Below are 26,679 nucleotides of genomic sequence, written 5' to 3'. Positions count from 1 at the left end.
TATAACGCGTCTGATCTAAATATTACAGATCATTTGCATAATCGCACAGCCGCATATTTGCACATTAATAATTAATATGAAAATTTTTGCATTAGGTGAAGGGTCTTATTCGGTAGATGGCTCTAAAAAGTTTGTTCCCTTTGATCCGCAGGTTGATAATTTCCGCGACCGCCCGGGTTCGCTCTTTATACATGTTAACCCATTCCTGGTTCAAACAGCCACCGACCTGATTTTATTTGATTGCGGGTTGGGTTATAAAGATACCCGTGACGAGCTTTTTCTGCACCAGCATATCCGTAACGCGGGTTTTGATCCGGAAGATGTTACGCTGGTATTAATGTCGCATCTGCATTATGATCACTCGGGCGGCCTGGTGGTTGAGCGCAACGGTAAGCTGGAGCCAAGCTTCCCCGGTGCAGAACATGTTATACAACGCGGCGAGTGGGAAACTGCTTTCAGCGGCAAATCATCATCATACCATAAAGAGATCTTTGAATCGTTGCAACGATCGGTAGCCATTACCTATGTTGAAGGATCGGGCGAGTTTAAGCCGGGGATAAAATATGAGCTATCTGGCGGCCATTGCCAGTACCACCAGGTATTTTGGATTGAGGATGGCCCGGATAAATGCTTTTTTGGCGGCGATGAATTGCCCGAGCCCGAGCAACTAATCCGAAGGTTCAAGGCCAAATATGATTTTGACGCCCAAAAAGCAATGGAGCTGCGCGACGAATATGGTAAGAAAGCCGCTGCCGAAGGGTGGACCTGTTTATTTTATCATGCTAAATCAACCCCGGTTGGTACGATTAATTATAACGGCGATCATTTTACCATTAAGCCTGCATAAAAAAATAGCGTTGGATTTTAAACCCAACGCTATTTTTTCAGAAAGTCCACGGCATTAATTGGCCGCAAACATTTCTTTTATTTTATCAACGCTTAAGGGTTTAGATATAAAATTCTTTACCAATGGGTATGAGCGCGCCTTATTAATATCATTACTAAAAACAGAAGATGATATAATATAGATCTTGCTTTTACCTAACGGATCAATATTGAGCCGTTTATATTCATCTAAAAACTCCCATCCGTTCATGATGGGCATATTGATGTCCAGCAAGATAAAATCGGGTAATAGTGAAGGATCATGTTTTTGTATCTCTACCAATTCCTCTATCGCAAACCTTCCATTTAAACAGGCCGATATTGCTGCATTATCTACAGCTTTTTTTATCAGCTTTATAGAGATGAAATTGTTTATTTCATCATCATCAACTAATAATATACTTACTGGGTTGCTATCAGGATTCATATACAAAACTTATACGGACTATCTTTTAAAAGGTTATATTCCTATACGTTGTACTAGGCATAAAAAACAAAGTTGTTTTATTGACATTAAATATACAAACAATATTGAATAAACATTTGCAACAATAACAAAGAAAATAGTGAGACTATTATTAATTGCCCCAAAGGAAATTAACTGTCAGCGAAGTATAATTTTATAAAAAATAAAATGCAATAAAGTTGCATTAAGCTATATTTGCACCATGGCAGCTAGAAAATTGGGTTCGCGTTTGGATGGTATCGGTATGACGGCATCAACCTTATGCGCCATACATTGCGCGGTGGTACCGGTTTTACTTACTTTTTTACCTCTGGCGGGATTGGGTTTTTTGGCTAATCCGCTGTTTGAGTGGAGCATGATTGTACTGGCGCTTTTACTGGGCGTGTCGTCCATATTCCTGGCTTACTTTCGTACCCATCGCAGGGCGCTGCCATTATTGTTACTTTTAAGTGGCTTTATATTGGTTATTGGCGGGCATATTTATTTAAGGGGATGGATAGAAGCTATTATTGTACCTGTCGGAGGGTTAACCATAGCCTTTGCCCATTTTATTAACTTTAAATATGTGGGCGTGTGTAATAGCACCGATCAATTTTTTCATTTAAAACATAATCACCCCAAAAAGCATTAAGCTGCAAATTGGTTAATTCTTAGTAATTTTGTAAGCACGATCAGCAAATGAGTTATAATCAACATTTTGAACACCTGTTAAAAAGGCACCAGCTTAAACGCACGGAAGCCCGGTTAAGGGTTTTGTCTTTGCTGGTGAACAAAAAAACGGCAACCTCGCAGCCTGATCTGGAAAGTGTTATTGGTGATGTTGACCGGGTTACGCTATACCGGATATTAAGCGCCTTTGAAGAAAAGGGCATTATCCATAAAGTATTTGATTTAAACGGCACCGCCAATTACGCCATCTGCGCTGACGATTGTGATGAGCACCATCATCATGACGAGCATTTACATTTTAATTGCTCCAACTGTAAAAACGTATATTGTCTTGATGAATTAGATATGCCGCCGATTGTGCTCCCGGCCGGATTTAAATTAGAGAAGTTAAGTTTCAGCGCTGTCGGCCTATGCCCCAAATGCCTTAATAAATAACCTATAATATACCGTTTACGGCTAAATGAATAAAACTTCACCACGTTTACAGTTGCTTACCTTAAACAGCATCCTGCTGGCTCTTATTATATCCTTAAGCTCATTTACCACGCAGCAGGATAGTGCAAAAAGAAGCACTTTCAGATTTAAAACAGTGGTAATAGATGCCGGGCACGGCGGCAAGGACCCGGGCACGCATGGTTTACACTCAAACGAGAAGACCGTAGCGCTATCAATCGCCCGCAAATTAAGAGCCGCCATACAGGACCAGATACCTAATGTAAATACGGTAATGACAAGGTCGGACGATACTTTTATTCCGTTAGACAGGCGTTCGGCCATTGCCAACGAGCATAATGGCAACCTGTTTATTTCTATCCACTGCAACTCATCGCCAGAGGGCACGGGCTACAGCGATCATAAACAAAAGGGAACCATGATGCTGGTATATGGTTTTCACCGGGTTAAGGAGCAGCTGGAGGCCATTCGTGAAAATGCTTCCATCATGATTGAAAAAGACTATAAGACCAAGTACCAAAGCTATGATGAGAATGACCCGGTAAACCGGATCCTGCTAAACGCTTATATGCAAAAATACCGCAAGCAAAGTATCTTGTTTGGCGATTTGCTTAACGCCGAATTTAAAGGACAGGGCCGCCAAACCATCGGCGTTAAAGAACAGGGGATACTGGTATTAGCGCACAGCGCTATGCCTGCCGTGATGATAGAAACCGGCTTTATCAATAACCCGGCTGACGAAGAATACCTGACATCAGACGCCGGGCAGGATGAGATTGTGCAGGTTATAATCAGCGCCCTTAAAGATTATAAAACCAAGACAACGGTACAATAAGTTTTATAAGGCGTAATTACAAACACCGCAAGCTTTTACATATTCCGCCTGTACTGCCCCCCAACCTCATAAAGCGCATGTGATATTTGCCCTAACGAGCAATATTTACAGGCTTCCATTAAGCTTGCAAAGATGTTTTGGCCGGCGATGGCTGTTTTTTGCAGGTCCTTTAGTAATTGCGGTACCACATCTTCATTGCGTTGCCTGAAAGCATGCAGGGCCGCAATCTGGTATTGTTTTTCTTCTTCGGTAGCGCGGATCACCTCGGCAGGGGTTATAGTGGGCGATCCGTTTTTATTAAGGAAAGTATTTACGCCGACTATAGGGTACTCCCCATTGTGTTTCAGCGTTTCGTAATACAATGATTCTTCCTGGATCTTGCTCCGCTGATACATGGTTTCCATAGCGCCTAAAACACCGCCGCGGTCATTAATATTCTTAAACTCGGTCATTACCGCCTGCTCTACCAAATCGGTAAGCTCCTCAATAATAAACGCGCCCTGTATAGGGTTTTCGTTTTTGGCCAGGCCCAGTTCACGGTTAATAATTAACTGAATAGCCATGGCCCGCCGTACCGATTCTTCGGTAGGGGTAGTAATGGCTTCGTCATAAGCATTGGTATGTAATGAGTTACAGTTATCATAAATAGCATACAGCGCCTGCAACGTGGTACGAATATCATTAAAGTCAATTTCCTGCGCATGCAAAGAGCGCCCGCTGGTTTGTATATGATATTTTAACTTTTGCGAACGGTCATTACCCTTATATTTATTTTTTATCGCCTTAGCCCAAATGCGCCGGGCCACCCGGCCTATAACCGAGTATTCGGGATCAATACCGTTACTGAAAAAGAAGGACAGGTTGGGAGCGAAATCGTCAATATGCATCCCACGGCTCAAATAATACTCTAAATACGTAAACCCGTTTGATAGTGTAAATGCCAGTTGCGTAACCGGGTTGGCCCCCGCTTCGGCGATATGATAACCTGATATGGATACCGAATAAAAATTGCGCACTTTTTCATCAATAAAGTATTGCTGCATATCGCCCATCATCCGCAGTGCAAACTCCGTACTAAAAATACAGGTGTTTTGTGCCTGATCCTCTTTTAATATGTCTGCCTGTACCGTGCCGCGTACGGAAGCTATCGCGTAAGCTTTTATTTTTTGATAGATATCAGCCGGTAAAACCTGGTCGCCAGTAAGGCCAAGTAACATTAAGCCGAGGCCGTTATTACCGGCGGGTAATTCGCCCCCATTATATTCCGGCCTCTTTAATCCCCTGTCGTCATAAAACTCCTTAAACTTTGCCTCAACCAAATGTTCGAGTTTATTTTCGACAATATATTTTTCGCATTGCTGATCAATAGCGGCATTCATAAAGAACCCCAGCAACATGGGCGCCGGGCCGTTTATGGTCATGGATACCGAAGTTGATGCATGGCAGAGGTCGAACCCCGAATATAATTTTTTTGCATCATCCAGCGTGGCTATACTAACACCGGCATTTCCTATTTTTCCGTAGATATCGGGCCTTATATGCGGGTCCTCGCCATACAGCGTAACCGAATCAAACGCCGTGCTTAACCGGTGCGCAGGCTGGCCCAATGATACGTAATGGAACCGTTTGTTGGTCCGCTCCGGCCCGCCTTCTCCGGCAAACATCCGGGTTGGGTCCTCGCCTTCGCGCTTAATCGGGAAAACACCTGCAGCGTATGGGAATTCACCGGGCACGTTTTCTGTTAACAACCAACGCAAAATATCGCCCCAGGCTTCATATTTAGGCAAAGCTATTTTGGGGATCTGCAATTGTGATAGTGAGGTGTAGAACAGCGGCTGTTTTATTTCTTTATCCCTTACTTTATAGCTAAAGTTTTCTGCTTTATATTTTTCTACCGTTGCGGGCCAATCGGCAAGCAGGCGTTTGCAATCCGGGTGCAATTGTTGTTCCAGGTGTTCTTCCAAGTGCTGCAGGGATGTGACATCTTGACCGTCAGAAGACGCCCCAACCATTTTGATTACCCCTTTAACCTGCCATAACCTTTGCGCTACGCCGCATTGGTCATTTACCCATTTGGTATAGGCTTCGCTGCTCTCGGCAATCTCTGCCAGGTAGCGTGTCCTGTCGGGCGGTATGATGTATATCTTCCCGGCCTGATCTGTCCCGCCTATACTTACAATGTCTTTTAATTTAAAGACTACATCCGTTTTCTCTTCAATCTTTTTGATCAATGCTGCAAAAAGCGCATTCATTCCCGGGTCATTAAATTGCGAAGCCATGGTACCATAAATTGGCAACTCATCATCCTTTGCGTCAAATAATTTATGATTGCGCTTATATTGTTTACGCACATCGCGGATGGCATCCAATGCGCCGCGTTTATCAAATTTATTCAGGGCCACCATGTCGGCAAAATCCAGCATATCAATTTTTTCCAATTGAGTTGCCGCACCAAACTCGGGGGTCATTACATAAAGTGAAAGATCACAGTAGTCTGTTATCATGGTATCACTTTGGCCGATGCCCGATGTCTCGACTATAATTAAATCATACCCGGCAGCCTTACAAATATCAACCGACTCCTGCACATGTTTACTTAGAGCCAGGTTTGCCTGCCGCGTGGCCAAACTGCGCATATATACCCGCGGATCATTGATGGCGTTCATCCTGATCCGGTCGCCCAAAAGCGCGCCACCTGTTTTGCGTTTACTGGGATCTACAGAAATTATAGCCAGCGTGTTATCCGTCTCCATTAAAAACCGGCGCACTATTTCATCAACCAATGATGATTTGCCTGAGCCGCCCGTGCCGGTAATGCCAATAACGGGAATCTTTCCGCGTGTACCGGCGCCGTCCTCTTCGGCCAGCGGCCTGGTGAGGCTGAATCCTTCATTTTCCGCCAGGGTGATCAGGCTTGCTATGGCGTGCGCATCTTTTTCGGGCAGATGTTTCAATTCGCCGTTTAAATGGGTCACGGTTTTAAAATCGCACCGGCGCAGCATATCGTTGATCATGCCCTGCAGGCCCATGGTCCGCCCGTCATCGGGCGAGTAGATCCTGCTGATACCGTAATCCTGCAGTTCGGCAATCTCCTTCGGCAGAAACACACCGCCACCGCCGCCAAATATCTTGATGTGGCCCGCGCCGCGCGCGGCCAGCAGGTCATGCATGTATTTAAAATACTCTACATGGCCACCCTGGTAGCTGGTAAGTGCTATGCCCTGTACATCTTCCTGGATAGCGCAATTTACTACCTCATCAACACTGCGGTTATGTCCCAGGTGTATTACTTCTGCACCACTGGCTTGTAATATGCGGCGCATGATATTTATGGTAGCATCATGCCCGTCAAAAAGCGAAGCCGCGGTAACGAAACGTATTTTATTAACAGACTGGTAGGCAACACTTTCCATAACACCTTTATTGATACAAACAAAATTAGGAAAATTTAGCGCATATATATTATGCATGCATAATATACCCTGACTTCTCACTTAGTTATCCGCTGTTGTTTAAGTATTTTTTTTATTTTTGATAGGTGCCGCTTTATGTACACTTTGAACCTCATATCAATTTTCTATTACCTATGTGGCAATATTCGCCGCACATTACTATTTGTTTTATTTTTTGCGTTAGTTAAACCTTGTTTTGGGCAGGCACCCAATATCAGCTATCCTACCCCACAAGTTTACACCGTAAACACCCCAATAACTCCACTAATACCAACCAATAGCGGCGGCGCGGTACTGGCAAACAGCTATGGGTTTGTAAGCACTTTTGCCGGTAATGGATTAGTGGGCAGTACCAATGCTACCGGTACTGCTGCCAGTTTTAATGCGCCCCAGTCAATAACCATTGACGCAGCAGGCAATTTATATGTGCCTGAATATTATAATAAGATCATCCGTAAAATCACCCCGGCGGGCGTTGTTACAACTTTTGCAGGGATCTTAAATACACCCGGCACTACAAACGGCCCGCTTACAGTCGCCACTTTTTTAGGCCCTACATCTGCGGTGTTTGACAGCGGCGGTAATATGTTTATTGCGGATTACGCGGGCCATACTATCCGCAAAATTACACCGGCAGGTATAATGAGCACTTTTGCCGGCAGCGGAACAGCCGGGTTTATAAATGGAACAGGTACCGGAGCAAGGTTTAACCAGCCTTATGGATTGGCCATTGACGCGAATGACAATCTATACGTTGCCGACCTGGCCAATAATGCTATCAGAAAAATAAACCCTGCCGGTGTAGTGACCACACTTGCAGGCAATGGTACCAAGGGACAAGCCGATGGTACAGGCGCCGCCGCCAGGTTTACGTTGCCCGGCTATCTTACTGTTGACGCCGCAGGAAATATTTATGTCTCGGATGGCGGCAATAACGCTATCCGCAAAGTAACGCCGGCCGGCGTGGTTACCACCATTGCGGGTGTTTTGCCCGGGGTGCCCGCTGCGCTGGCAAATATTGGTATTCCCGGCGGGATAAAAATCAAGGCGGCCGGCGATATATACTTTGCCAGTTTAAACAAAAATCAAATTTTTAAAATTACCGCCGCAGGTGCCCTGGTTGCTATAGCGGGCAATAGTGCCGGCATAAGCGGGTCGGCAGACGGAACCGGCGATGCGGCAACGTTTAATCGTCCGCAGGACGTAGCTATTGACGCTGAAGGCAATCTATATATTGCCGATCAAAATAACAACCTGATCCGGAAAGTCAATCCCACCGGCTATACTATTGACCTGCCGCCCCCCGCAGGTATTATATTTGATTCTTTAACCGGGACTTTTAGCGGCACCCCAACAGCGGCATCACCTGCTACCAACTACATCGTCACTGCCCATAATGGAGACGGGATGAGCAGTACTGTTGTGAATATTACAGTAAATGCAAATTCATCTGCCCCACCGGCAATCGCCGCCCCAAATATCAGTTACGTAACACCGCAAAATTACGACATCAATGTCCCTATTACGCCCTTAGCTCCAAATAATACAGGAGGCGCGGTCCCAGCTACCGTGTACGGTCAGGTTAGCACCTTTGCCAGCGGAGGATTCAACGCCTCAACCGCGGTAGGGGTAGATGCGGATTATGTTTATGTGGATGACTGGGGAAACAATCAAATCAAAAAGATAAATATACTTACCGGACAGTTAACGACAATGGCCGGCACGGGTAATGTTGGTGCTAATAATGGCCCGGGTAACACTGCAACTTTTTACGAGCCGGATGGGATTATTACTGATGGGGCAGGTAATTTATATATAGGCGATCAAGGCAATAACCTGATTAGAAAAATAACGCCGGCCGGTCAGGTATCCACATTTGCAGGTAGCGGGCTACAGGGATCGGCTGATGGCAGCAGCACCTCTGCGAGTTTCTATAACCCCAGAGGATTAGCAATAGATCCGGCAGGGAATATATACGTTGCAGACCAGGGAAATAACCTGATCAGAAAAATCACACCGGCCGGTGTCGTGTCAACCGTAGCCGGACATTCCGGGAGCGGGTTTATAAACGCAACCGGTACAGCAGCAAGTTTTAGTACGCCAACCGGCGTTGGCATAGATGCCGCCGGCAATTTATATGTAGCCGATGCTGGAAATAGCGCCATCAGAAAAATCAGCCCGGCAGGTGTTGTTACAACTTTTGCAACCGGTTTAAATTTTCCACGTGAAATCAGAATTGATGGCAGCGGCAACTGTTATGTGACCGAACAAAACAGTAACAGTATTAAACGCATTTCACCAACCGGGGTTATAACAGCTATTGCCACCAATGGAAATTTTAACGGGCCCATCGGCCTGATACTTGACGGCCGGGGTAATTTATATGTGGCTGACAGTGGTAACAATTTAATAAAGAAAATAATTGTATCGGGCTATACTATCGACAAACCGCTACCCGCGGGCCTATCATTTGATATTACCACAGGCATTATCAGCGGCACACCAACCGCGTTAACGCCATCCACCCCATATTCAATAACCGCTTATAATGGCGGCGGAAGCAGTACAACAATCGTAAATATCGGCGTAATAACTCTTCAGGTTACACCCACTGTCATTACTTTCAGCAATCCGGCGTCAAGGATCAACCCGGATAATACCATTACCATCTTTGCCAACAGCAATAATACCGAAACCTCTATTTTATTTACCAGCAGCGACCCCTCAATTATTTTTGTTGACGCAAATAACGTTTTGCATATATTGGCACCGGGCACTACAACAATCACCGCATCGCAGGCTGCAACTACACATTTCACTGCCGGCACTGCCATTCAGATACAAAATATTAAAAGAAATCAATTTGTTGTTTTTCCGGCGATAGCTAATAAACTTACCTGTGATGTTGATTTTAGCACGGCGGCTACCAGCCAAACCTCATCACTGTTTCCAATTAAATATTTAAGCAGCAACACCGCTGTAGCCACAGTTGATGACAGCGGACTGGTACATATTGTTGGCGCCGGCACAACCACAATAACGGCATCCGAGCCCGGCGATAATAATTTGTATAATGATGCCGCACCAAAATCGCAAACTTTGACAGTTACCGCACCGGTTGCGCCTCTGGTAACCGTCACTCCAAACGCCGCCAGTGTTTGCCAGGGGCTTCCGGTAACTTTTACTGCCAATGTCAGTAATCTGGGTACACTCACCAATCCCGGCTATCAATGGTTAGTCAACGGAATTAATGCCGGCACAAACAATGCAAGTTTCAGCACGAACACCATTACCGGTACCGACGTTATTAAATGTATTGTTACCAATAATGCTGCCTGCCCCGCAACGGGCTCAGGCACCTATACCGGCGTTACTGTAATACCCTCTGTCACATTTTCGGCAAATATAAATTCAACCGCATCCGGGCCGGTTTGCGCCGGCACACCGGTTACTTTTACGGCGACTTCAAATCAAGTCAGTACCACTTATCAATGGCATATAAACGGGGTTGATGTTGGCAGTAACAGCGCTACCTATACCAGCAGTAACTTTGCCGATGGCGATAAGGTTACCTGTACGTTTACCGATTTAAGTACGCTATGCCTTACCCCGCCGGTTTTAACATCTCCACCCGTAACGGTAAATATTATCAGCCCGGCGAGCCCGGCACCAACGGTTACCATAACCGCATCGGCAAATAGTGTGTATGCCGGCAACCCGGTTACATTTACAGCTACGGTTATAAATCCGGTTAGTAACATTAATTATCAATGGCAGGTAAATGGGATAAATGCCGGTACCAATAGCGGTACTTTTACCACCTCCTCTCTATCAAATGCCGATAAAATTACCTGTACTATTTCCTCAAATACCAGTTGCATGACGCCGGCAACCAGTTTACCATTAGCAGAAACCGTATTACCCCCGCCAGTTGTTACTCCGCCCAATACATTTACACCCAATGGCGATGGTATAAACGACTCATGGCAAATTGCCGGATTAAATACATATCCAAATTGCGAGGTAACTGTCTATAACCGTTTTGGCACGAGGCTTTATCAGTCAAAAGGTTATAGTAAATCATGGGACGGCACAATCAATGATCATATTTTACCTGCGGGCACTTATTATTATGTTATTGATCTTAATAATAATACGCCGAAAATCAGCGGCTATGTTGCCCTAATCAGGTAGTCTTAATTTTATTTATAGTGCTCATTTTTACGATTTTATCAATTAAATAAGCCCCGACACCATAAATGTTAATTAATACACAAAGTGTGCAAAAATAATATGTTAAAATAGGTTAAAAAATTAGTCTGCTAAATCTATCGGGTATATATTTGTGTAATTGTTATTATCGAACTAAACCAAATTGTTCTTTATGGTAAGTTAATGAGTCAGTTAATACAAAAGAGAGAGCCCCCTAAAAGTTCTCTCTTTTTGATTAATGGCTTTATTTTAATTAATTAAATAAACATCGGGCGGGTTATGGTGTTATAAAAATAAAACACTACGCCATGATTGAACATCAAGATACCATACCAGCAGATAAAGACGGAAAATATCAATTTCAACTAAACTACTCGGGCCGCGAAGTGCCTTGCCTGGTAGAGAAAGAGCAGCAAATGCTGCATGTTAAAATTGATGAAAATATGGAGGCCGAGCTTAAAATAAATAACGACGGCACATTAACCCAAACCGGCGGCGCACAGTTGCCCGATTCATCTATCGATTTTATTAAGAAACAGGTTTTAGGGCTGCACATTTAACCCAGTACCTCTTCCAATATTTCGTGCGAGTTGATGTTGCCAAAGCCCTCGATATGCAGCGCATAATACTCAAGCAGCTTGGCTATTAAATAGCGGCGCTCATCGTTGGTTAATTTTAGCGTTGCCAGATTTTCAAAATTACATTGTAATAATTTGCCGAAGTTTTGGGTGTGCGGCGGCGACAGGTATAAAACACTATCAGGTTTGTACCTGATAAAAACGCCATTCTTCAGATCAAAATAATCTGCTTCATTTGCCTGGTATCTATCCGGGTAAAAACCTAAATAGCGGGTAAGCTGCACCAAAAATAACAGGTGGAAATTAGCAAGCCCAACTGTTTGATGATCCAGCCATTCAATCGCGCTAAAAACAAAATCGAATAAATTCTCGTCTGCCGACTGTTGCCGGATAGATTTATACAGCACCTCATTCAGGAACATAGCCATGCTGCTTTTGATCACATCATACGGGATACTTTGTAATACCGGCGACGTCTTTAACTCGGCTATGCGCTGCACGTTGCCCGCGCTTTTATGATACACCACCATGTCCAGCAAATGCAGCGGCTGCAGCATATTGCGGCTTATTTTGGCTCTGGGCTTCTTTACCCCGTTGATGATGTACGATTGCAAACCCAGCTTTTCGGTAAAAACCTGTACGATAACGCTGGTTTCGCCATAGTCGGTAGTTTTAAGTACGATGCCCCGGGTTTTATGCAGCATGGATCAACAACAGCAGTTTGGGTAAAAAAATGATAGCACCGGTTACCACAGCAAACAACGCGGCAATCACTACCGCGCCTGCAGCAATATCTTTGACATGGCCCGCCAGCTCATTATAATCGGGCGATACCAGGTCGACCAGGAACTCCAGGGCCGTATTAAACAGCTCGGCCATCAGCACCAGCGCGATGCACAGGATGATCCATTGCCACTCGTTTACCGCAATATGCAGCGCGTAGCCCATAAATATAGCCAACAGGGAAGCTACCAGGTGTATCCTGAAGTTAAGCTGCGTTTTGGCGGCATGGCCCAATCCTTTAAATGCATAACCAAAACTGCGGATGAGTTTTTTCATTGCCTCAAATTTAACGAAAAGAAAGGAGATGTGCCGGCCGGCTTTAACCAATAACCACAGGGTGTTCCACTTTGCCTGAGCGGAACGAAGCGGAACACCCTGGAACGAAGCGGAACACCCTTAACAGTTAAGTGGAACACCCTTATGGTTAACCGGAACACCCTAATAGTTAAAAAAATAGCCTCTAATAGCATAAAAAGATTTTGCCGTGCGGTGAGCGCGATTTATGTTGCGGGATTAAGCCCGGGGTTGGCGAACAGGCAATGTATTATTTACTATTTTACCTCCACAATCGAATACACATCAATACCCGGCACACTAAATCTGGCCACCCCGTTTTCATACGTAAACGGCAAGTCTGTATTTTCGGGCTGCAGTTTAATGGTGTGCGGCCTTGTTGTGGTTAGCGCTATGTTTATTGTCTCGGTAATTGCCGGCAGTTTAAAGTCGGGCTCGTTATTACTTGATGTATCAAAATGATCATTCACGTTAACTAAATGAATGAGCGTGCTCTTGTTTTTACTGTTTAACGTAACGTGGATTTTTGCCGGGCTGCTGATAGTTACTTTGGGATCAGGGAACAGCTTTGCAACTATCCCGGCAACTGCCTGCCGCAGGGTATCATTGCCGGTTTTGCCGTATTTAAGCGATATATTATCGTCAATACACGCAATAGCGCCTTTACCGTAAGTTTGCATCCGCACCGGCAACCCGGCTATATTATTCGTGCCAACCGCTACGGTCGCGGGCAATATTTTGGCGAACAGGTGCTTATCGCCTATGGCTAAAACTTTACCGCCCTGGTGCACATAGTCCTCTACCCTGCTGATAAACTGGGGTGATAAGGTACGCCACTCGGTAATAACCAGCAGTGGATATCTGGTTAACGTATTCTCCAGGTGATGCTCCTGCAAAACCTCTACACTGTATCCCGAGTTTAGCAGCATAGCCAGCGTGCCTTTTATATTGTTGTTGCCGCCCTGCCCGTTCTCAAAGATCCCCGGCGACTCATTATAATGCCCGGTTTCTGACAGCAACAGGGCCACCTGCGGAACCGGCGTTGTTTGATAGCAATAATCTTTTCGGTCGTGGCAAAACAAAGAAACCTCGGTCAGCATCGGTACTGTTGTTAATGGCAAGGATGCGTCGCGGTTTTGATTGATATAAACCTGGTAGCCGCCGCCATGCGCCAAAACCAGGGCGCCTTTTTGTTCAAGCTGACGGGCGCTTTTCCAGAAATGGCCCTTACCGTTTTTATCGGCCATAAAACCCCAGGCCATCAGGTCCCACGGCTTGCCCTGCGGCGCCAGGGCCCGGGCCTCAAATTCAACGTCAGGCACGGCGTCACTGGTAAAATCGCCTGATAAATAATCTACCGGCGCATCAACTACCCCCGGCATGAACGAGGAGAACGACCAGTTGCTGGTTACAATAAGCTTTGGGTTAAACTTATGGATGGCTTTGATATAATGGGTTAAATACCGGTGAAAGGCGTCGCGGGTAAATTGTTTGTAGGCCGCCCAATCCGCATCATTTTCTGAATAAGGGACGTTCTGTTTCCCGCTGAATTTCTTATAGGCCTCGATGGCCGCCGGCGAGTAATCCGGCTGCAGGGCCCAGCATTCGCCGTCAACCCAAACACCATTTACCTGGTACCGGCTGCTTAATTCATTAATCTGCGGGATAAAGTAAGCATCGGCATACCGGCCAAATATAGAGGTCGCCCCGGCATCCGGCTTCCCGTTGCGGTTTACCCGCGCCCAGTCGGGGTGGTCTTTAACCGCCTGCGCATCCAGTATCCCCGAGAAATGCGAAAACAGGCCCACGCCTTTCTTCGCGGTTTCCTGCCTGAAAAGCTTTAATGGGTCCAACACAATGTCCGGCGCGGCCACCCCTACCCGAGTTGGGTAGCTGGCTATACCGGGATGGCCCTTGGTATCAACCTGGATAAAATCGGGCTGCACCTTATCCAGCATATAATCAATATTGGCAGCCGTAAGTGTTTTGCCTATTTCCCGGGTATCCGGGTTTGCATGAAAATCAAAATGCACACCAAAAAAACGGTCGGTCACTTTAAATTTATCATTGCTTTGCGCCGGTGCGTAAAATGGAAGGGTTATCAAAATAATGATATACAGGTTTAACGGGTATTTTTTCATGATTATGGTAAGAATGGCGAACGTAAATTTAATTAAAAATAGAGCAGTAACAAGTGGGCGTCTTTCCACCGGAGGGGAAGCGAGGGTGGTCGGGCGTAGCGAACGCGCTCCGTTGACTCACCCCGCGGCTCTGCGAGCGCGACCCTCTCTTCGCTGCGCGGAAAGAGGGTTTTCTATTTTTGTTTATTATCTTGCCTTATTTATCTCCCTCCCCTCTTTCCGCCGAAGGCGAAGAGAGGGTGGTCGAGCGTAGCGATGACCGGGTGAGTCGATAGGGAAGCGGAGCCTGGCGGCAATAAACGCGCGCCGTTAACTCACCCCGCGGCTCTGCGAGCGCGACCCTCTCTTCGCTGCGCGGAAAGAGGGTTTTCTATTTTTGTTTATTATCTTGCCTTATTTATCTCCCTACCCTCTTTCCGCCGAAGGCGAAGAGAGGGTAGTCGAGCAAAGCGATGATCGGGTGAGTCGATAGGGAAGCGGAGCCTGGCGGCAATAAACGCGCGCCGTTGACTCACCCCGCGACTCTGCGAGCGCGACCCTCTCTTCGCTACGCGGAAAGAGGGTTTTCTACTTTTGTTTTATTATCTTGCTTAAGATGCCGTCTATTATAGCTATATGCAGAGAATTACGCCAGCGGGAAACTGTTGCCGAAAAAGTCTTATGGTCATATCTTCGGAGCCGACAGTTTTGCAATCAAAAATTCCTGAGACAATATCCTGTTTGTATTACATCATCTTTTGGAAAGCGTTTATATTATATACCTGATTTTTATTGCCATGAAGCCAAATTGGTAATAGAGGCCGATGGCCCTGTTCATTTATTTAAAAAGGAGTACGACAAAAACAGAGATGAAGTATTAAAAGGTTTGGGCTTAAACATTATAAGATTCAGGAACGATGATATCATTGTTAACCCCTTACAGGTGTTAGAAAAAATAAAAGAGCATCTAACTACCTGATTTATTTCCTTCCCCTCTTTCCGCCGAAGGCGAAGAGAGGGTGGTCGAGCAAAGCGATGACCGGGTGAGTCCACAGCGCGCGTCTAACATAGCAACCAGAACCCACCACCCCCCTTTTCGCTGCGCGGAAAAGAAGATTCTGTTATTTTAATAGCATACATTGCAATTTCATCTTCATATCTTATACATTTTTTAACCTAAATTCCGTACTTTTGCAACCTCTAAAATCGAGGGGATAATATATAAATGTACAAGGAATACAAGCAGTTAAACTTATCGCAAACCGGCAAAGATGTGCTGGAGTTTTGGAAGAAGAATAACATCTTCGAAAAAAGCATCAGCAGCCGCCCTGCCGATAACCCATATACATTTTATGAAGGCCCGCCAAGCGCCAACGGCATGCCGGGCATTCACCACGTAATGGCGCGCGCCATTAAAGATATTTTTTGCCGTTATAAAACGCTTAAAGGCTACCAGGTAAAACGCAAAGGCGGCTGGGATACCCACGGCCTGCCTATTGAGCTGGCTGTTGAAAAGGCGCTGGGCATTACCAAAGAAGATATCGGCAAAAAAATAACCGTTAAAGAGTATAACGACGCCTGCCGCAAGGAGGTAATGCGTTATACCGATATCTGGAACGACCTGACCGAAAAAATGGGCTACTGGGTTGACCTGGAAAACCCGTATATCACCTACGAGAATAACTATATCGAATCGCTTTGGTGGATATTGAAGCAATTGCACGATAAAGGATTTTTATATAAAGGCTATACTATCCAGCCCTACTCGCCAAAATCGGGTACCGGTCTGAGCTCGCACGAGCTGAACCAGCCGGGTACTTATAAAATGGTGAAGGATACTACTATTACAGCGCAGTTTAAAGTTAAACGGGATAAGGATTCGGAGTTTTTGTATAGCGATATCAATACCGACCTGTTTATTTTAGCCTGGACCACTACCCCGTGGACCCTGCCGTCAAACAGTGCATTAGCCGTGGGCGAAAAGATCAGCTATGTAAAAGTAGCAACCTTTAACCCTTATACTTTCGAGCCTATTACAGTTGTATTGGCAAAGGACCTGGTGAGCAAGTTATTTAAAGCCGATGGCGAAAATGCTTCATTTGCTGATTATAAAGCGGGCGACAAGCTGATCCCCTGGACCATCAAAGACACCTTTGCCGGTTCGCAGCTGGTTGACATTCATTACGAGCAACTGTTACCTTACGTAACCAATGCTGATCTGCAGAAAAACGGCTTCCGTGTTATCGCAGGCGATTTTGTGACTACCGAGGATGGTACCGGTATAGTGCACATTGCCCCAACTTTTGGCGCGGATGACTTCAGGGTAGCCAAAGAAGCCGGCGTACCGCCGGTAATGGTACAGGACGAAGCCGGAAAAGATGTTCCGTTGGTTGATAAACAGGGCCGTTTTGTTAACGAGGTCACTGATTTTGCCGGACGCTACGTTAAAGAAGAATATTACAGCGCAGAAGAGCGCGCGGTTGAAGGCTTTAAACCTACCGACGTACTCATCTCCATCAAATTAAAGACCGAGAACAAAGCGTTCGACGTTAAGAAATATGAGCACAGCTACCCGCACTCGTGGCGCAGCGATGAGCCCATCCTTTATTATCCTTTAGATAGCTGGTTCATTAAAACCACGGCCGTTAAGGATAAAATGGTGGGGCTGAATAAAACCATCAACTGGAAACCGGAGTCGACCGGTACCGGCCGCTTCGGCAACTGGCTGGAGAATCTGGTAGACTGGAACTTGTCGCGCTCGCGTTACTGGGGTACGCCGTTACCTATCTGGCGCGAAGAAGACGGCGGTGAAGAAATTTGCATCGGCTCTATCGCGCAGCTAACTGCCGAAATTGAAAAATCTATCGCCGCAGGCTTTATGCCAAAAGGGTTTGTTTTAGAGGATATGCACCGCCCTTATGTTGACGATGTGATCCTGGTATCATCAACCGGCAATAAAATGCTGCGCGAGCCCGACCTGATTGACGTTTGGTTTGACAGTGGCGCCATGCCTTATGCGCAATGGCATTTCCCGTTCGAAAACAAAGAAGAATTTAAAAACTCCTACCCTGCTGATTTTATTGCCGAAGGTGTGGATCAAACCCGCGGCTGGTTCTTTACGCTGCACGCCATAGCGGTAATGCTGAGCGAGGCCAGCGACGAGATCAAAGAAATTAATGCCGAAGTTGGCAATAAAGGCGTAGCGTTTAAAAACGTTATCTCAAACGGTTTGGTGCTTGATAAAAACGGCAACAAAATGTCAAAACGCTTAGGCAACGGGGTCGATCCGTTTGCTACGATCGAGCAGTTTGGCGCCGATGCCCCGCGCTGGTACATGATCAGTAACGCCGCGCCCTGGGATAACCTGAAGTTTAATGTTGACGGGATTGATGAGGTCCGCCGTAAGTTCTTCGGGACGCTTTATAATACGTATACCTTCTTTGTGATGTATGCCAACATTGACAAATTTACTTATGCCGAGCCGGAGATAGCTATTAATGACCGTCCTGAGATTGACCAGTGGATCATATCGTTATTAAACACCCTGAGCAAAGAGGTTGATGCTTTTTATGCCGATTTTGAACCTACCAAAGCCGCCCGTGCCATACAGGACTTTGTTGACGCGCATTTAAGCAACTGGTACGTGCGTTTAAGCCGCCGCCGTTTCTGGAAGTCGGACAACTCGGCCGATAAGCTTTCGGCTTACCAAACGTTATATACCTGTTTAACTACGGTAGCCAAGCTGATGTCGCCCATAGCGCCTTTCTTTGCCGAGCGTTTATATACCGACCTGAACAGCATCACCAAAAAAGAGCAATTTGAATCAGTTCACCTGGCCTATTTCCCGGAATATAAAGCCAACCTGGTTAACGTAAAGCTGGAAGAGCGCATGCAAATGGCGCAGGATATCTCGTCACTGGCATTATCATTACGTAAAAAGGTGGGCATCAATGTCAGGCAGCCGTTAAGCAAGATCCTGCTGCCGATACTGGATAAAGAATTTAAAAACCAGGTTGACCAGGTAAAAGATTTGATCCTTTCTGAAACAAATATCAAGGATATAGAGTATATAACCGACACCGCGGGTTTTATCAAGAAAAAGATCAGGCCTAATTTTAAAGCATTAGGCGCTAAAGTGGGTAAGGATATGAAGGTTGTGGCCGATGTTATAAATAATTTTACACAAAATGACATTACTCAGTTGGAGACAGCGGGCAGTGTCAACATACTGGATGCTAAGTACTTGATAACCGCCGACGACGTTGAGATTATTGCTGAGGACGTGCCGGGATGGCAGGTAGCAAATTTAGGAAAACTAACCGTAGCTTTGGATGTTACCCTTACCGAAGAATTGAAGGAAGAAGGTATATCACGGGAGTTGATAAACCGTATACAGAATCTGCGCAAAACCAAGGGATTTGAAGTGACCGACAGGGTAACCGTAAGGCTCACAGATCATCCATTTATTAGCCGAGCACTAAATAATAATTTATCCTATATTTGCGCCGAAATTTTGGCTGACAGCATAACGCTTGATAATCAGCTTAATGATGGCGAAAGCGCCACCATTGAAGATAATGAAATAATTATTGCTATTAATAAAGTATAAATGAAAGTAGAAAACGAAAAAACCAGATATAGTGATTCTGAGTTAAAAGAATTTAAGGACCTGTTATTAGATAAATTAGCCAGCGCTAAAGAAGAGCTGAATGCTTTGGCAACCTCTTTAAGCTCGCCAAATGCCAACGGTACCGATGACACCGCCGGTACCTATAAAACACTGGAAGACGGATCGGCCACTTTAGAGAAAGAGCAGATCAATCAACTGGCTGCCCGTCAGAAAAAATTTATAGAGCAATTAGAGGCCGCCCTGGTGCGTATTGAAAATAAAACTTACGGTATTTGCCGCGAAACAGGTAAACTGATACCTAAAGAGCGTTTACGCGCCGTGCCGCATACTACGCTTACCATGGAAGCTAAATTAAAGCAATAAATGAAGGCGGCTTATACCAAACCTTTTTTAACTGCTTTACTGATTATTATTGCCGATCAGCTCATCAAGGTCTGGGTGCATTCGCACATGTACCAGGGTGAAGAGATCAAATTTTTAGGCGACAGGGGCATGCTGCACTATACCGAAAACAACGGTATGGCGTTTGGCATGGAACTGGGCGGCGACTGGGGTAAACTGGCGCTGACGCTGTTTCGTATTGTTGCCGTTATCGCTATAGCTTATGGCATTGTTTATTTAATTAAACACAAATACCATCGCGGCCTGATCATGAACGGCGCATTGATACTGGCCGGCGCCGTGGGTAACATCATCGACTCAACCTTTTACGGTATAGTTTATCATTACGCGCCGTTGTTTCACGGCCGGGTTGTAGATATGTTTTATTTCCCGCTGATCTCCGGCAATTTCCCTAAATGGGTACCGGTTTGGGGTGGCGAGGATTTTATTTTCTTCCGCCCGGTGTTTAACCTGGCTGATGCCTCGATATCCATTGGCGTTATTTTAATACTGATATTTCAAAAACACTACTTCAAGCAGGAGGTGCCTGAGGAAAGCGCACCAAACAGTGAGATGGTAGAAGAATAAGCAAACGATCCTGATGAATAATAAAAAAGACCCGCCAAACCGCGGGTCTTTTTTATTGATAGCGGTTTTAGGGTGATTATTTTGTTATCGCTTTGATCATCTCTTCAGGGGTTTTGTCAACGTTTATGATGATGTCCGGGCGCAGTACATTGTCGCTGGTTTTGCCTGCGGGGCGCACCCACTCTTTTACGCCGAACCTAAGATCTAACCTGGTATTAGGTAATTTGGTATTGTAGAGCTCACCAAAATGATTAGGATGGCCTTCGGCGGGGATCTGGCCCGCCAATGTAGCAATATGGTTATCTTTTATAACCGTAGCAAACATCATTGCGCTTGAGAATGTGCCGTTGCCCACAATAACATATACCTTCCCTTTAAACCGGTCGGGGTCATTCGCCGGCGGATAGCTTTCTGATGATTCGGAATGGATCAGTTTTCCCGGCGCTTCCCTGGCATATGCCTCATCATTAAATCCCCACGATCTAAGCAGGTTCAGATACTCGTCACTCCGCCTGAAATTGCATTGGTAATTACGGTAAGGCTTGTCATAAAAATGACCGATCAATGCGTCACCAACGGCCGAGTTACCGCCACTGTTCCTGCTTACATCAATAAACAGGCTGGTTACGCCGTCAACTTTCATTTGTTTGAACATGCCGGATAGCTGTTTCTTTAACGAATCCAGCTGCCGGTCATCACCAACGTAAAAGGAGCTGGCATTGAGGTAACCGGCGTTGCCGTAGCGGGTGTAGGTAATTTCGTGGTCCTGCCCGCTGTTTTGCCCGGACTTCGCGGTCATATAGTTTTGCCAGGCACTAAGTTTTACACCTTTTAAAGTAATCAGTTTGCCTGTCGCCGTCTTTACCCTGAAACTATAGTAAGTACCGGGGCGGGATATGGTATACAGGTACCCAAACTGTTCAAGCGCATTGTGCATCCGCTGCGAAGGGAAACCGGTACTATAGCCTGCGCATCTGGCCAAACATGTACTTACCGGTTCATCATTTATAGCATTTATAGCCTGGCCTTTCTGCAGGCCCGTGCCTTCGGCCAGTAATTCATCTACAATAAAGAGCTTTCCTTTTTTCAGCAGACTGAAGGGTAAAAAGGTAGTTCCATTTTTGTAGTCGCCGGTTTGCAGTGCCGTGTCAATGCTTAACTGCGAGTGTTCATCAGACAGCGGCGCGATGCAGGGTTTTATCAGCTTAAAAAAAGCGGTAGCTGTCATTGAGTCTTTTAAACGGGCATTAATCCCGGCAAAAACGTTCTCATAGGCCGGCCTGGATAATTCGGTGAACGGATCAGCGTGGGCGTCAAAAAGCTGTTTTTCCATAAAAGCCAGATCGGCTTTAAGTTGCCGGGGCGAGAATTTGTGATCAGGATCAGTTTTGGGTGCGGCGACATTTGTTGTTACGCCGCAAAATACAAAGGCTAAAAGAATATTCTTCATACATCACTACAGATAAGGTAAAGCCATACGACGCGTTTTTTATAAAAGCGTTGCAGCCAGCGTGACAATATTTTGTTATTTCCATATTACCATTCCTGATAAACGTGAATTCTCCTGTTTAATACCAACATGGCGTTAAAAAACTGGCATGATCCGGTCAAATATGGGATAACCTTTTTATTTTTGTTTCTTTTCAGCTTAAACTATTCTTAAAAATTGTATTTCTATATTTTTTTGACATTTTTTGCGAAATTTTATAGGAAAAACTATTTATATTGTTAATTTAGCAAAAGCAATCGATCAAATCATAGCGTTCTTTATTGTTTTTTAACATTTTGTTAAATAATTACGTGTCAAAACCGGCACTAATTCATTTCAACTCAATTTATTTAAACCAACCAACTATGATTGTCAAAAACTTATTCAAAAAACCCTCACCGGGCCTGTCAGCAGGCGCACCATTGGCGGTGCTATCAATTTCACCAGGAAATTTTATTGTTTTTGAATTTGATGCAGGCGAAAGCCGGAGCATTCATTTTTGCTGTTACCGCAAATCATAGTTCCAATCCTGCATTCTTATTTAATCACCTTTAACAATTTCAACATGAAAAAATTCGTACCCTTTGGCATTCTTATTATTGTAGTCATCCTGGCGTTCGCCTTCCCGGGGACAACAGTGGCACCTGCATCCAAAACACCTATTGACAAGGCAGACACCGCGTGGTTGCTGATATCAACCGCCCTGGTATTATTAATGACACCCGGCCTCGCTTTTTTTTACGGCGGTATGGTTCAAAAGAAAAACGTTATCTCAACCATGCTGCAAAGCTTTGTCTGTATGGGTTTGATCACCATTATATGGGTAGTATTTGGCTTTAGCCTTGCCTTTGGCGAGGACGTTGGCGGCTTGGGGCTGATAGGCAACCCCAAATCGTTCTTTATGATGCAAAACACCCTGGGCGTTCCATGGGGCACTATCCCGGTTATCTTATTTGCCATGTTCCAGTTAAAATTCGCGGTTATTACACCAGCGCTGATCACCGGAGCCTTTGCCGAGCGTATTCGCTTTAATTCCTACCTTATTTTTATCACCCTGTTTATTGTATTTATTTACGCACCGCTTGCGCATGCAACCTGGCACCCCGAAGGCATGTTCTTTAAAATGGGCGTACTGGATTTTGCAGGTGGTACCGTCGTACACATGTCTGCAGGCTGGGCTGCGCTGGCTTCCGCTTTATATCTTAAAAAACGCAATGAAATTCCGGCATCACATACCCCTGCACGGATCAGCTACGTAATATTAGGTACCGGTTTACTTTGGTTCGGTTGGTTTGGCTTCAACGCCGGCTCGGCCCTGGGCGCTAACGAATTAGCATCAACGGCATTAGCTACTACAACTACCGCATCGGCCGCAGCAGCTATGGCATGGATCTTCTTTGATATCTTAAGAGGCAAAAAACCCTCGGCAGTTGGCGCCTGTATAGGTGCGGTTGTAGGTTTGGTGGCCATAACACCTGCTGCCGGCTTTGTAACTGTTTCAAGTTCATTAATAGTAGGTATCGTTGCAGCAGTAGTGAGTAACCTGGTGGTGATCTGGAGAAGCAGAACCAACATCGATGACACTCTCGACGTATTCCCCTGCCATGGTGTGGGCGGCATGGTAGGTATGTTACTTACCGGTGTTTTTGCTACCAAAAGTGTAAACAGCGCCGGCGCCGAAGGGTTGTTTTATGGCGAAACCGGTTTGTTTGTTAAACACCTTATAGCCCTGGTTGCCGTATCTGCATTTGCATTTATAGGCGCCTTTATTTTATTAAAAATTACAGACCTGATAAGCCCGCTGCGTGTAACCCCGCAGGAAGAGCTTGTCGGACTGGATGTTAGCCAGCACGACGAGGAACTGTAACAGCAAAAATAATGGCCGGCTGTAATGAGTTAGCCGGCCATATTTAAACTTATGGCCCCAAAATACAGGCGGCCCGGTAAACCGCCATCGGTGCTGATACACTGTTTAATAAGGGCGGCGAAACAGAAGGATCTTGAAAACAGGAAGAAAAAAAGGAAATTATTAACACTAAATAAAATAGTTTTCCTTATATTTATATATAGCATATCGTTTTAATGAAATTGGAGCTGAAACATTTCTTAAAATCAATTACCCTCTTGCTGCTTTGCGTTGCATTTTTTGCGGGCAAAAGCAAGCCGCTTGCTCCATCTTATCAAAACAATAAACACACCACCATATCAAAGGCTTTCCGTAATGAAAATGTCCCGGCAAATCCTTTTATTAAATTTAATCTTATCGGCGGCAACCAGGAAGCCATACGCCAGGTTCATAAGGTAAACAACCCGATATCAACGGCTTATTTGTCGCCCCAAAGCGGCACCGCCTGTATCAAGCATTTTAATTTTTTCTCCGGATATAACGACCACAGATATACGCTTCAAAACGCAGATTTTCTGTTCCCTTTCCACGTTTTTTGGTAGCACCAAAAAAGATATCAGCTGTAACTAGCTAACAATCCTGTCAATATTATTTATTAATTGATAACCGCGTGCTGTGGCACGTGCAGGTATAGCTTTTTGCCGCCCCGGTATCTATCCTCCATTTACCGTTGCTTTATAAGCAATACGGCACCCGATAATTTAATAAGCCTCTTGTACATCTTTATCGGGCCAGCATTACAGGCACATTTATTAGGATTTGATTGATTGCTACAACAATACTAACCATACGTGCACTATTTGTAAGCGCTGACCCTCCCGTTTTGACTCGACATCGACGGTTAATAAAGATTCACTATAGAAGGAAAGGCTGGTCCGAGGGGGATCAGCCTTTATTTAAAAATCCGGCCAACTGCTATATCAACTCAGGTATAAAAATAAATTATATTTCTATTGCAACCTACTTCCCGGTATAAATTATCCGGGGTGTGTAGCGCAATAGCCTTAAGAAGAGTTTTAATCGTTTGTTGTTGATCGGTTAAATGTGAAGGCCTGCTTCCTGTATATCAGGAGCAGGCTTTTTTTATTTCACATTAATATCATTATTGCTGCTGTTGCTGTACCGGCGGCCGGCGTTGCTGCCGCTGCTGCTGGGGCTGGCGTTGCTGCTGAGGCTGCGCCTTTGGTTGTTGCCGGGCCTGTGGCGGCTGGCGCTGTTGCTGAACTTGCTGCTGGCGCTGTGCGGCCTGTTGAGCCTGCTGCTGTTGCTGGGCAGCCTGTTGTTGCTGCTGGCGCTGTTGAGCCTGTTGTTGCTGAGCGGCCTCTTGAGCCTGCTGCTGTTGGACCGCTTGCTGCTGCTGGCGCTGGGCGGCCTGTTGAGCCTGTTGCTGCTGGGCCGCTTGTTGCGCCTGCTGGCGCTGGTTGAACTGTTGCTGGTTTTGCTGCGCCTGCTGATCACGCATATCGCGTTGCTGACCCCGGACAGCCCGCCCCTGCTGCTGTTGCACCGTATTCCCGGCTGCCTGCTGATCCAACTGCTGTTGCACCTGTTCGCCCTGCCCCAGTCGGATCATATTTTGCTGTTGCTGGTTTTGTTGTACACGCTCCCTGCGCAAAGTTTGCTTTTCGTCCCGTATGGTTTGTTGCTTTTGCTGCAGGTCCTGCTGTTGTTGCACGCGCTGTTGCTCTTGCTGTGCCTGGCCGCGCTGTTGCTGCTGAGCCTGGCCCTGCTGCTGTTGAAGCTGCTGCCTTTGCTGTTCGCGCTGTGTGGCCTGCTGTTGTTGCAATTGCTGCCCGTTGTTGCCCGCCTGCTGATTTGGCGGCGCTATATTAGGCCTGTTTTCGGGACGACCGCGGCCACTCTGCCTGTTAGCCGGTTGGCCCTGATCAGGCTGGCGATTACCCTGATTAGGACGGTTAGCAGGCTGCCCCTGGTTGCCATTATTGTTATCAGGGCGGCGGTTTACGCGCACTACGTTGTTATTATCGTTAGCACTGCGTGCCACTGTAGCCAATTTTGCCGCATTAACACGGTCAAATCCGGGCGCCCCGCCCGGTCCTCTGCGGGCTATGCCCTGGTTAGGGTTTTGTTGTTTATAAGCGTTTGCATCTACCACACGCGCCGGGCGGGCATCAGGTGCGCGCCTTACGGCCGGCCTGAAAATATTTACCGTTCTGTTTTCAACCCTCATAGCTCCGGGGCTGTTGGCATTGTTAATAGCGTAAACAGTTGGACGGCTATGCGTATACCGCTGAATATCTGCGGCGCGCGGGCCGGCAATATACCTGCTGCCGCCGTTTACATAAGTATTATTGATAACAGTTGTGCGGTTTATAATATTAACCACCCGGGTATGCGGCACATAATAGTCGTAAATATTAGGGCGGGTGATATAAGCCTCGGGTGCAAATGCCCAATAGCTGCTCGGCACCCGGTAACTGCTGCCAAATGATAAACTTATACTTATCCCCGGCAGTAATGGTGCCCAGCCGTAATAGCCACCGCCATGGCGCCAGCTAACCCACGCAGGTGCCCACTCATAACCCGGTATCCATTCCCATCCATAATAATCATCATAGCGCCAGCGGCCGTAGTGAAAAGTTGCCCATCCCCACGGATAGTCAGACACCCAGGTATTACCATATTCTGTCAGCACCCAATGCCCCCGCGTTGCATAAGGCCTGAAATCGTCGTCAACATCGGGTACCCAAACATCCCCATACACCGGGTCGCTTACCCAGGTACCGTAAGGGGCTAAATTATCATAGAAATCCTGCTCAGAGATCCCATAGTCCTGAGCCCTGGTTTCGCGCGGCGCGGCAACTATCAGCAACAACGCCAACAGGCCAATGCCCGCTATTTTATTTAAGATTTTCATAGTTTTATATTTTGAAAAGCGATCCATCACTTTATTTACTGATTTGACCTAACAAAATAT

Annotated in this window: 19 protein-coding genes; 12 read left to right on the top strand and 7 right to left on the bottom strand. The window is 45.9% G+C overall.

Annotated features, from left to right (window positions below; all coding sequences use genetic code 11):
• The first annotated feature begins 76 nt into the window (after positions 1–76).
• Positions 77–847 carry an MBL fold metallo-hydrolase gene (locus tag LJ658_RS07645; RefSeq protein WP_230545890.1) on the top strand — a complete coding sequence of 257 codons (771 nt, stop codon included), beginning with the start codon at positions 77–79 and terminating at the stop codon, positions 845–847.
• 54 nt (positions 848–901) lie between these two features.
• Here the strand turns inward: LJ658_RS07645 and LJ658_RS07640 are convergent, their stop codons facing one another.
• Positions 902–1,312, bottom strand: coding sequence for a response regulator (locus LJ658_RS07640; protein ID WP_230545889.1), 411 nt, complete (start codon positions 1,310–1,312; stop codon positions 902–904).
• Between the two features lie 241 nt (positions 1,313–1,553).
• Between LJ658_RS07640 and LJ658_RS07635 the strand changes: the two genes are divergently transcribed.
• From LJ658_RS07635 to LJ658_RS07625, 3 genes are read left to right on the top strand one after another with little or no spacing between them, the layout of a single operon-like run.
• Positions 1,554–1,982, top strand: a complete 429-nt coding sequence (locus LJ658_RS07635) for a MerC domain-containing protein (protein ID WP_230545888.1) — start codon at positions 1,554–1,556, stop codon at positions 1,980–1,982.
• A 47-nt stretch (positions 1,983–2,029) separates the two neighbouring features.
• Positions 2,030–2,455, top strand: a complete 426-nt coding sequence (locus LJ658_RS07630; RefSeq protein ID WP_230545887.1) for a Fur family transcriptional regulator — start codon at positions 2,030–2,032, stop codon at positions 2,453–2,455.
• Between the two features lie 25 nt (positions 2,456–2,480).
• A complete protein-coding gene (locus tag LJ658_RS07625; RefSeq protein WP_230545886.1) occupies positions 2,481–3,308 on the top strand; it encodes an N-acetylmuramoyl-L-alanine amidase in 828 nt (275 codons plus the stop codon).
• A gap of 35 nt (positions 3,309–3,343) precedes the next feature.
• On the opposite strand, the gene LJ658_RS07620 is transcribed toward LJ658_RS07625, so the two are convergent.
• A complete protein-coding gene (locus LJ658_RS07620) occupies positions 3,344–6,721 on the bottom strand; it encodes a methylmalonyl-CoA mutase family protein (protein ID WP_230545885.1) in 3,378 nt (1,125 codons plus the stop codon).
• A gap of 144 nt (positions 6,722–6,865) precedes the next feature.
• Between LJ658_RS07620 and LJ658_RS07615 the strand changes: the two genes are divergently transcribed.
• Together LJ658_RS07615 and LJ658_RS07610 are read left to right on the top strand one after the other, a co-directional pair.
• A complete protein-coding gene (locus tag LJ658_RS07615; protein WP_230545884.1) occupies positions 6,866–10,954 on the top strand; it encodes a gliding motility-associated C-terminal domain-containing protein in 4,089 nt (1,362 codons plus the stop codon).
• A 326-nt stretch (positions 10,955–11,280) separates the two neighbouring features.
• Complete coding sequence (locus LJ658_RS07610; RefSeq protein WP_230545883.1) at positions 11,281–11,532, top strand: hypothetical protein; 252 nt, start codon at positions 11,281–11,283, stop codon at positions 11,530–11,532.
• On the opposite strand, the gene recO is transcribed toward LJ658_RS07610, so the two are convergent.
• From recO to LJ658_RS07595, 3 genes are all read right to left on the bottom strand, one after another.
• A complete protein-coding gene (recO, locus tag LJ658_RS07605; protein ID WP_230545882.1) occupies positions 11,529–12,254 on the bottom strand; it encodes a DNA repair protein RecO in 726 nt (241 codons plus the stop codon). The genes LJ658_RS07610 and recO overlap by 4 nt on opposite strands.
• Positions 12,244–12,609: a diacylglycerol kinase family protein gene (locus LJ658_RS07600; RefSeq protein WP_230545881.1), complete on the bottom strand. Its 366-nt coding sequence runs from the start codon at positions 12,607–12,609 to the stop codon at positions 12,244–12,246. The genes recO and LJ658_RS07600 overlap by 11 nt, the downstream gene beginning before the upstream one ends.
• Before the next feature lie 275 nt (positions 12,610–12,884).
• Positions 12,885–14,768 (bottom strand): alpha-amylase family protein, encoded by a 1,884-nt coding sequence (locus tag LJ658_RS07595; protein ID WP_230545880.1) that lies wholly within the window; start codon positions 14,766–14,768, stop codon positions 12,885–12,887.
• Positions 14,769–15,363: 595 nt separating this feature from the next.
• On the opposite strand from LJ658_RS07595, the gene LJ658_RS07590 reads away from it, so the two are divergent.
• From LJ658_RS07590 to LJ658_RS07575, 4 genes are all read left to right on the top strand, one after another.
• Positions 15,364–15,726: an endonuclease domain-containing protein gene (locus LJ658_RS07590; RefSeq protein ID WP_230545879.1), complete on the top strand. Its 363-nt coding sequence runs from the start codon at positions 15,364–15,366 to the stop codon at positions 15,724–15,726.
• A gap of 246 nt (positions 15,727–15,972) precedes the next feature.
• Positions 15,973–19,356 carry an isoleucine--tRNA ligase gene (ileS, locus tag LJ658_RS07585; protein WP_230545878.1) on the top strand — a complete coding sequence of 1,128 codons (3,384 nt, stop codon included), beginning with the start codon at positions 15,973–15,975 and terminating at the stop codon, positions 19,354–19,356.
• A complete protein-coding gene (locus tag LJ658_RS07580) occupies positions 19,357–19,740 on the top strand; it encodes a TraR/DksA C4-type zinc finger protein (protein WP_230545877.1) in 384 nt (127 codons plus the stop codon). It begins immediately after the preceding gene.
• The gene (locus LJ658_RS07575) at positions 19,741–20,346 is read left to right on the top strand and encodes a lipoprotein signal peptidase (RefSeq protein WP_230545876.1); all 606 of its coding nucleotides are present in this window, start codon (positions 19,741–19,743) and stop codon (positions 20,344–20,346) included. It begins immediately after the preceding gene.
• 76 nt (positions 20,347–20,422) lie between these two features.
• Here the strand turns inward: LJ658_RS07575 and LJ658_RS07570 are convergent, their stop codons facing one another.
• On the bottom strand, positions 20,423–21,796 hold the full coding sequence (locus LJ658_RS07570; RefSeq protein WP_230545875.1) for a S41 family peptidase: 1,374 nt from the start codon (positions 21,794–21,796) through the stop codon (positions 20,423–20,425).
• 604 nt (positions 21,797–22,400) lie between these two features.
• Here LJ658_RS07570 and LJ658_RS07565 point away from each other — a divergent pair.
• Together LJ658_RS07565 and LJ658_RS07560 are read left to right on the top strand one after the other, a co-directional pair.
• Positions 22,401–23,702 (top strand): ammonium transporter, encoded by a 1,302-nt coding sequence (locus LJ658_RS07565; RefSeq protein WP_230545874.1) that lies wholly within the window; start codon positions 22,401–22,403, stop codon positions 23,700–23,702.
• A gap of 215 nt (positions 23,703–23,917) precedes the next feature.
• Positions 23,918–24,283, top strand: a complete 366-nt coding sequence (locus LJ658_RS07560) for a hypothetical protein (protein ID WP_230545873.1) — start codon at positions 23,918–23,920, stop codon at positions 24,281–24,283.
• Positions 24,284–24,843: 560 nt separating this feature from the next.
• Here the strand turns inward: LJ658_RS07560 and LJ658_RS07555 are convergent.
• A complete protein-coding gene (locus LJ658_RS07555; protein ID WP_230545872.1) occupies positions 24,844–26,619 on the bottom strand; it encodes a DUF6600 domain-containing protein in 1,776 nt (591 codons plus the stop codon).
• Positions 26,620–26,679 lie beyond the last annotated feature (60 nt).

It is taken from the genome of Mucilaginibacter sp. UR6-11, from assembly GCF_020880695.1.
Lineage (GTDB): Bacteria > Bacteroidota > Bacteroidia > Sphingobacteriales > Sphingobacteriaceae > Mucilaginibacter.
The sequence above is the reverse complement of the archived record's forward strand: the minus strand, read 5'-3'. Positions and strand labels throughout refer to the sequence as shown.

Coding starts and splice junctions, on each gene's coding strand:
- LJ658_RS07645 (WP_230545890.1), top strand. CDS start 77: ATGAAAATTTTTGCATTAGGTGAAGGGTCTTATTCGGTAGATGGCTCT.
- LJ658_RS07640 (WP_230545889.1), bottom strand. CDS start 1,312: ATGAATCCTGATAGCAACCCAGTAAGTATATTATTAGTTGATGATGAT.
- LJ658_RS07635 (WP_230545888.1), top strand. CDS start 1,554: ATGGCAGCTAGAAAATTGGGTTCGCGTTTGGATGGTATCGGTATGACG.
- LJ658_RS07630 (WP_230545887.1), top strand. CDS start 2,030: ATGAGTTATAATCAACATTTTGAACACCTGTTAAAAAGGCACCAGCTT.
- LJ658_RS07625 (WP_230545886.1), top strand. CDS start 2,481: ATGAATAAAACTTCACCACGTTTACAGTTGCTTACCTTAAACAGCATC.
- LJ658_RS07620 (WP_230545885.1), bottom strand. CDS start 6,721: ATGGAAAGTGTTGCCTACCAGTCTGTTAATAAAATACGTTTCGTTACC.
- LJ658_RS07610 (WP_230545883.1), top strand. CDS start 11,281: ATGATTGAACATCAAGATACCATACCAGCAGATAAAGACGGAAAATAT.
- recO (WP_230545882.1), bottom strand. CDS start 12,254: ATGCTGCATAAAACCCGGGGCATCGTACTTAAAACTACCGACTATGGC.
- LJ658_RS07600 (WP_230545881.1), bottom strand. CDS start 12,609: ATGAAAAAACTCATCCGCAGTTTTGGTTATGCATTTAAAGGATTGGGC.
- LJ658_RS07595 (WP_230545880.1), bottom strand. CDS start 14,768: ATGAAAAAATACCCGTTAAACCTGTATATCATTATTTTGATAACCCTT.
- LJ658_RS07590 (WP_230545879.1), top strand. CDS start 15,364: ATGCCGTCTATTATAGCTATATGCAGAGAATTACGCCAGCGGGAAACT.
- ileS (WP_230545878.1), top strand. CDS start 15,973: ATGTACAAGGAATACAAGCAGTTAAACTTATCGCAAACCGGCAAAGAT.
- LJ658_RS07580 (WP_230545877.1), top strand. CDS start 19,357: ATGAAAGTAGAAAACGAAAAAACCAGATATAGTGATTCTGAGTTAAAA.
- LJ658_RS07575 (WP_230545876.1), top strand. CDS start 19,741: ATGAAGGCGGCTTATACCAAACCTTTTTTAACTGCTTTACTGATTATT.
- LJ658_RS07570 (WP_230545875.1), bottom strand. CDS start 21,796: ATGAAGAATATTCTTTTAGCCTTTGTATTTTGCGGCGTAACAACAAAT.
- LJ658_RS07565 (WP_230545874.1), top strand. CDS start 22,401: ATGAAAAAATTCGTACCCTTTGGCATTCTTATTATTGTAGTCATCCTG.
- LJ658_RS07560 (WP_230545873.1), top strand. CDS start 23,918: ATGAAATTGGAGCTGAAACATTTCTTAAAATCAATTACCCTCTTGCTG.
- LJ658_RS07555 (WP_230545872.1), bottom strand. CDS start 26,619: ATGAAAATCTTAAATAAAATAGCGGGCATTGGCCTGTTGGCGTTGTTG.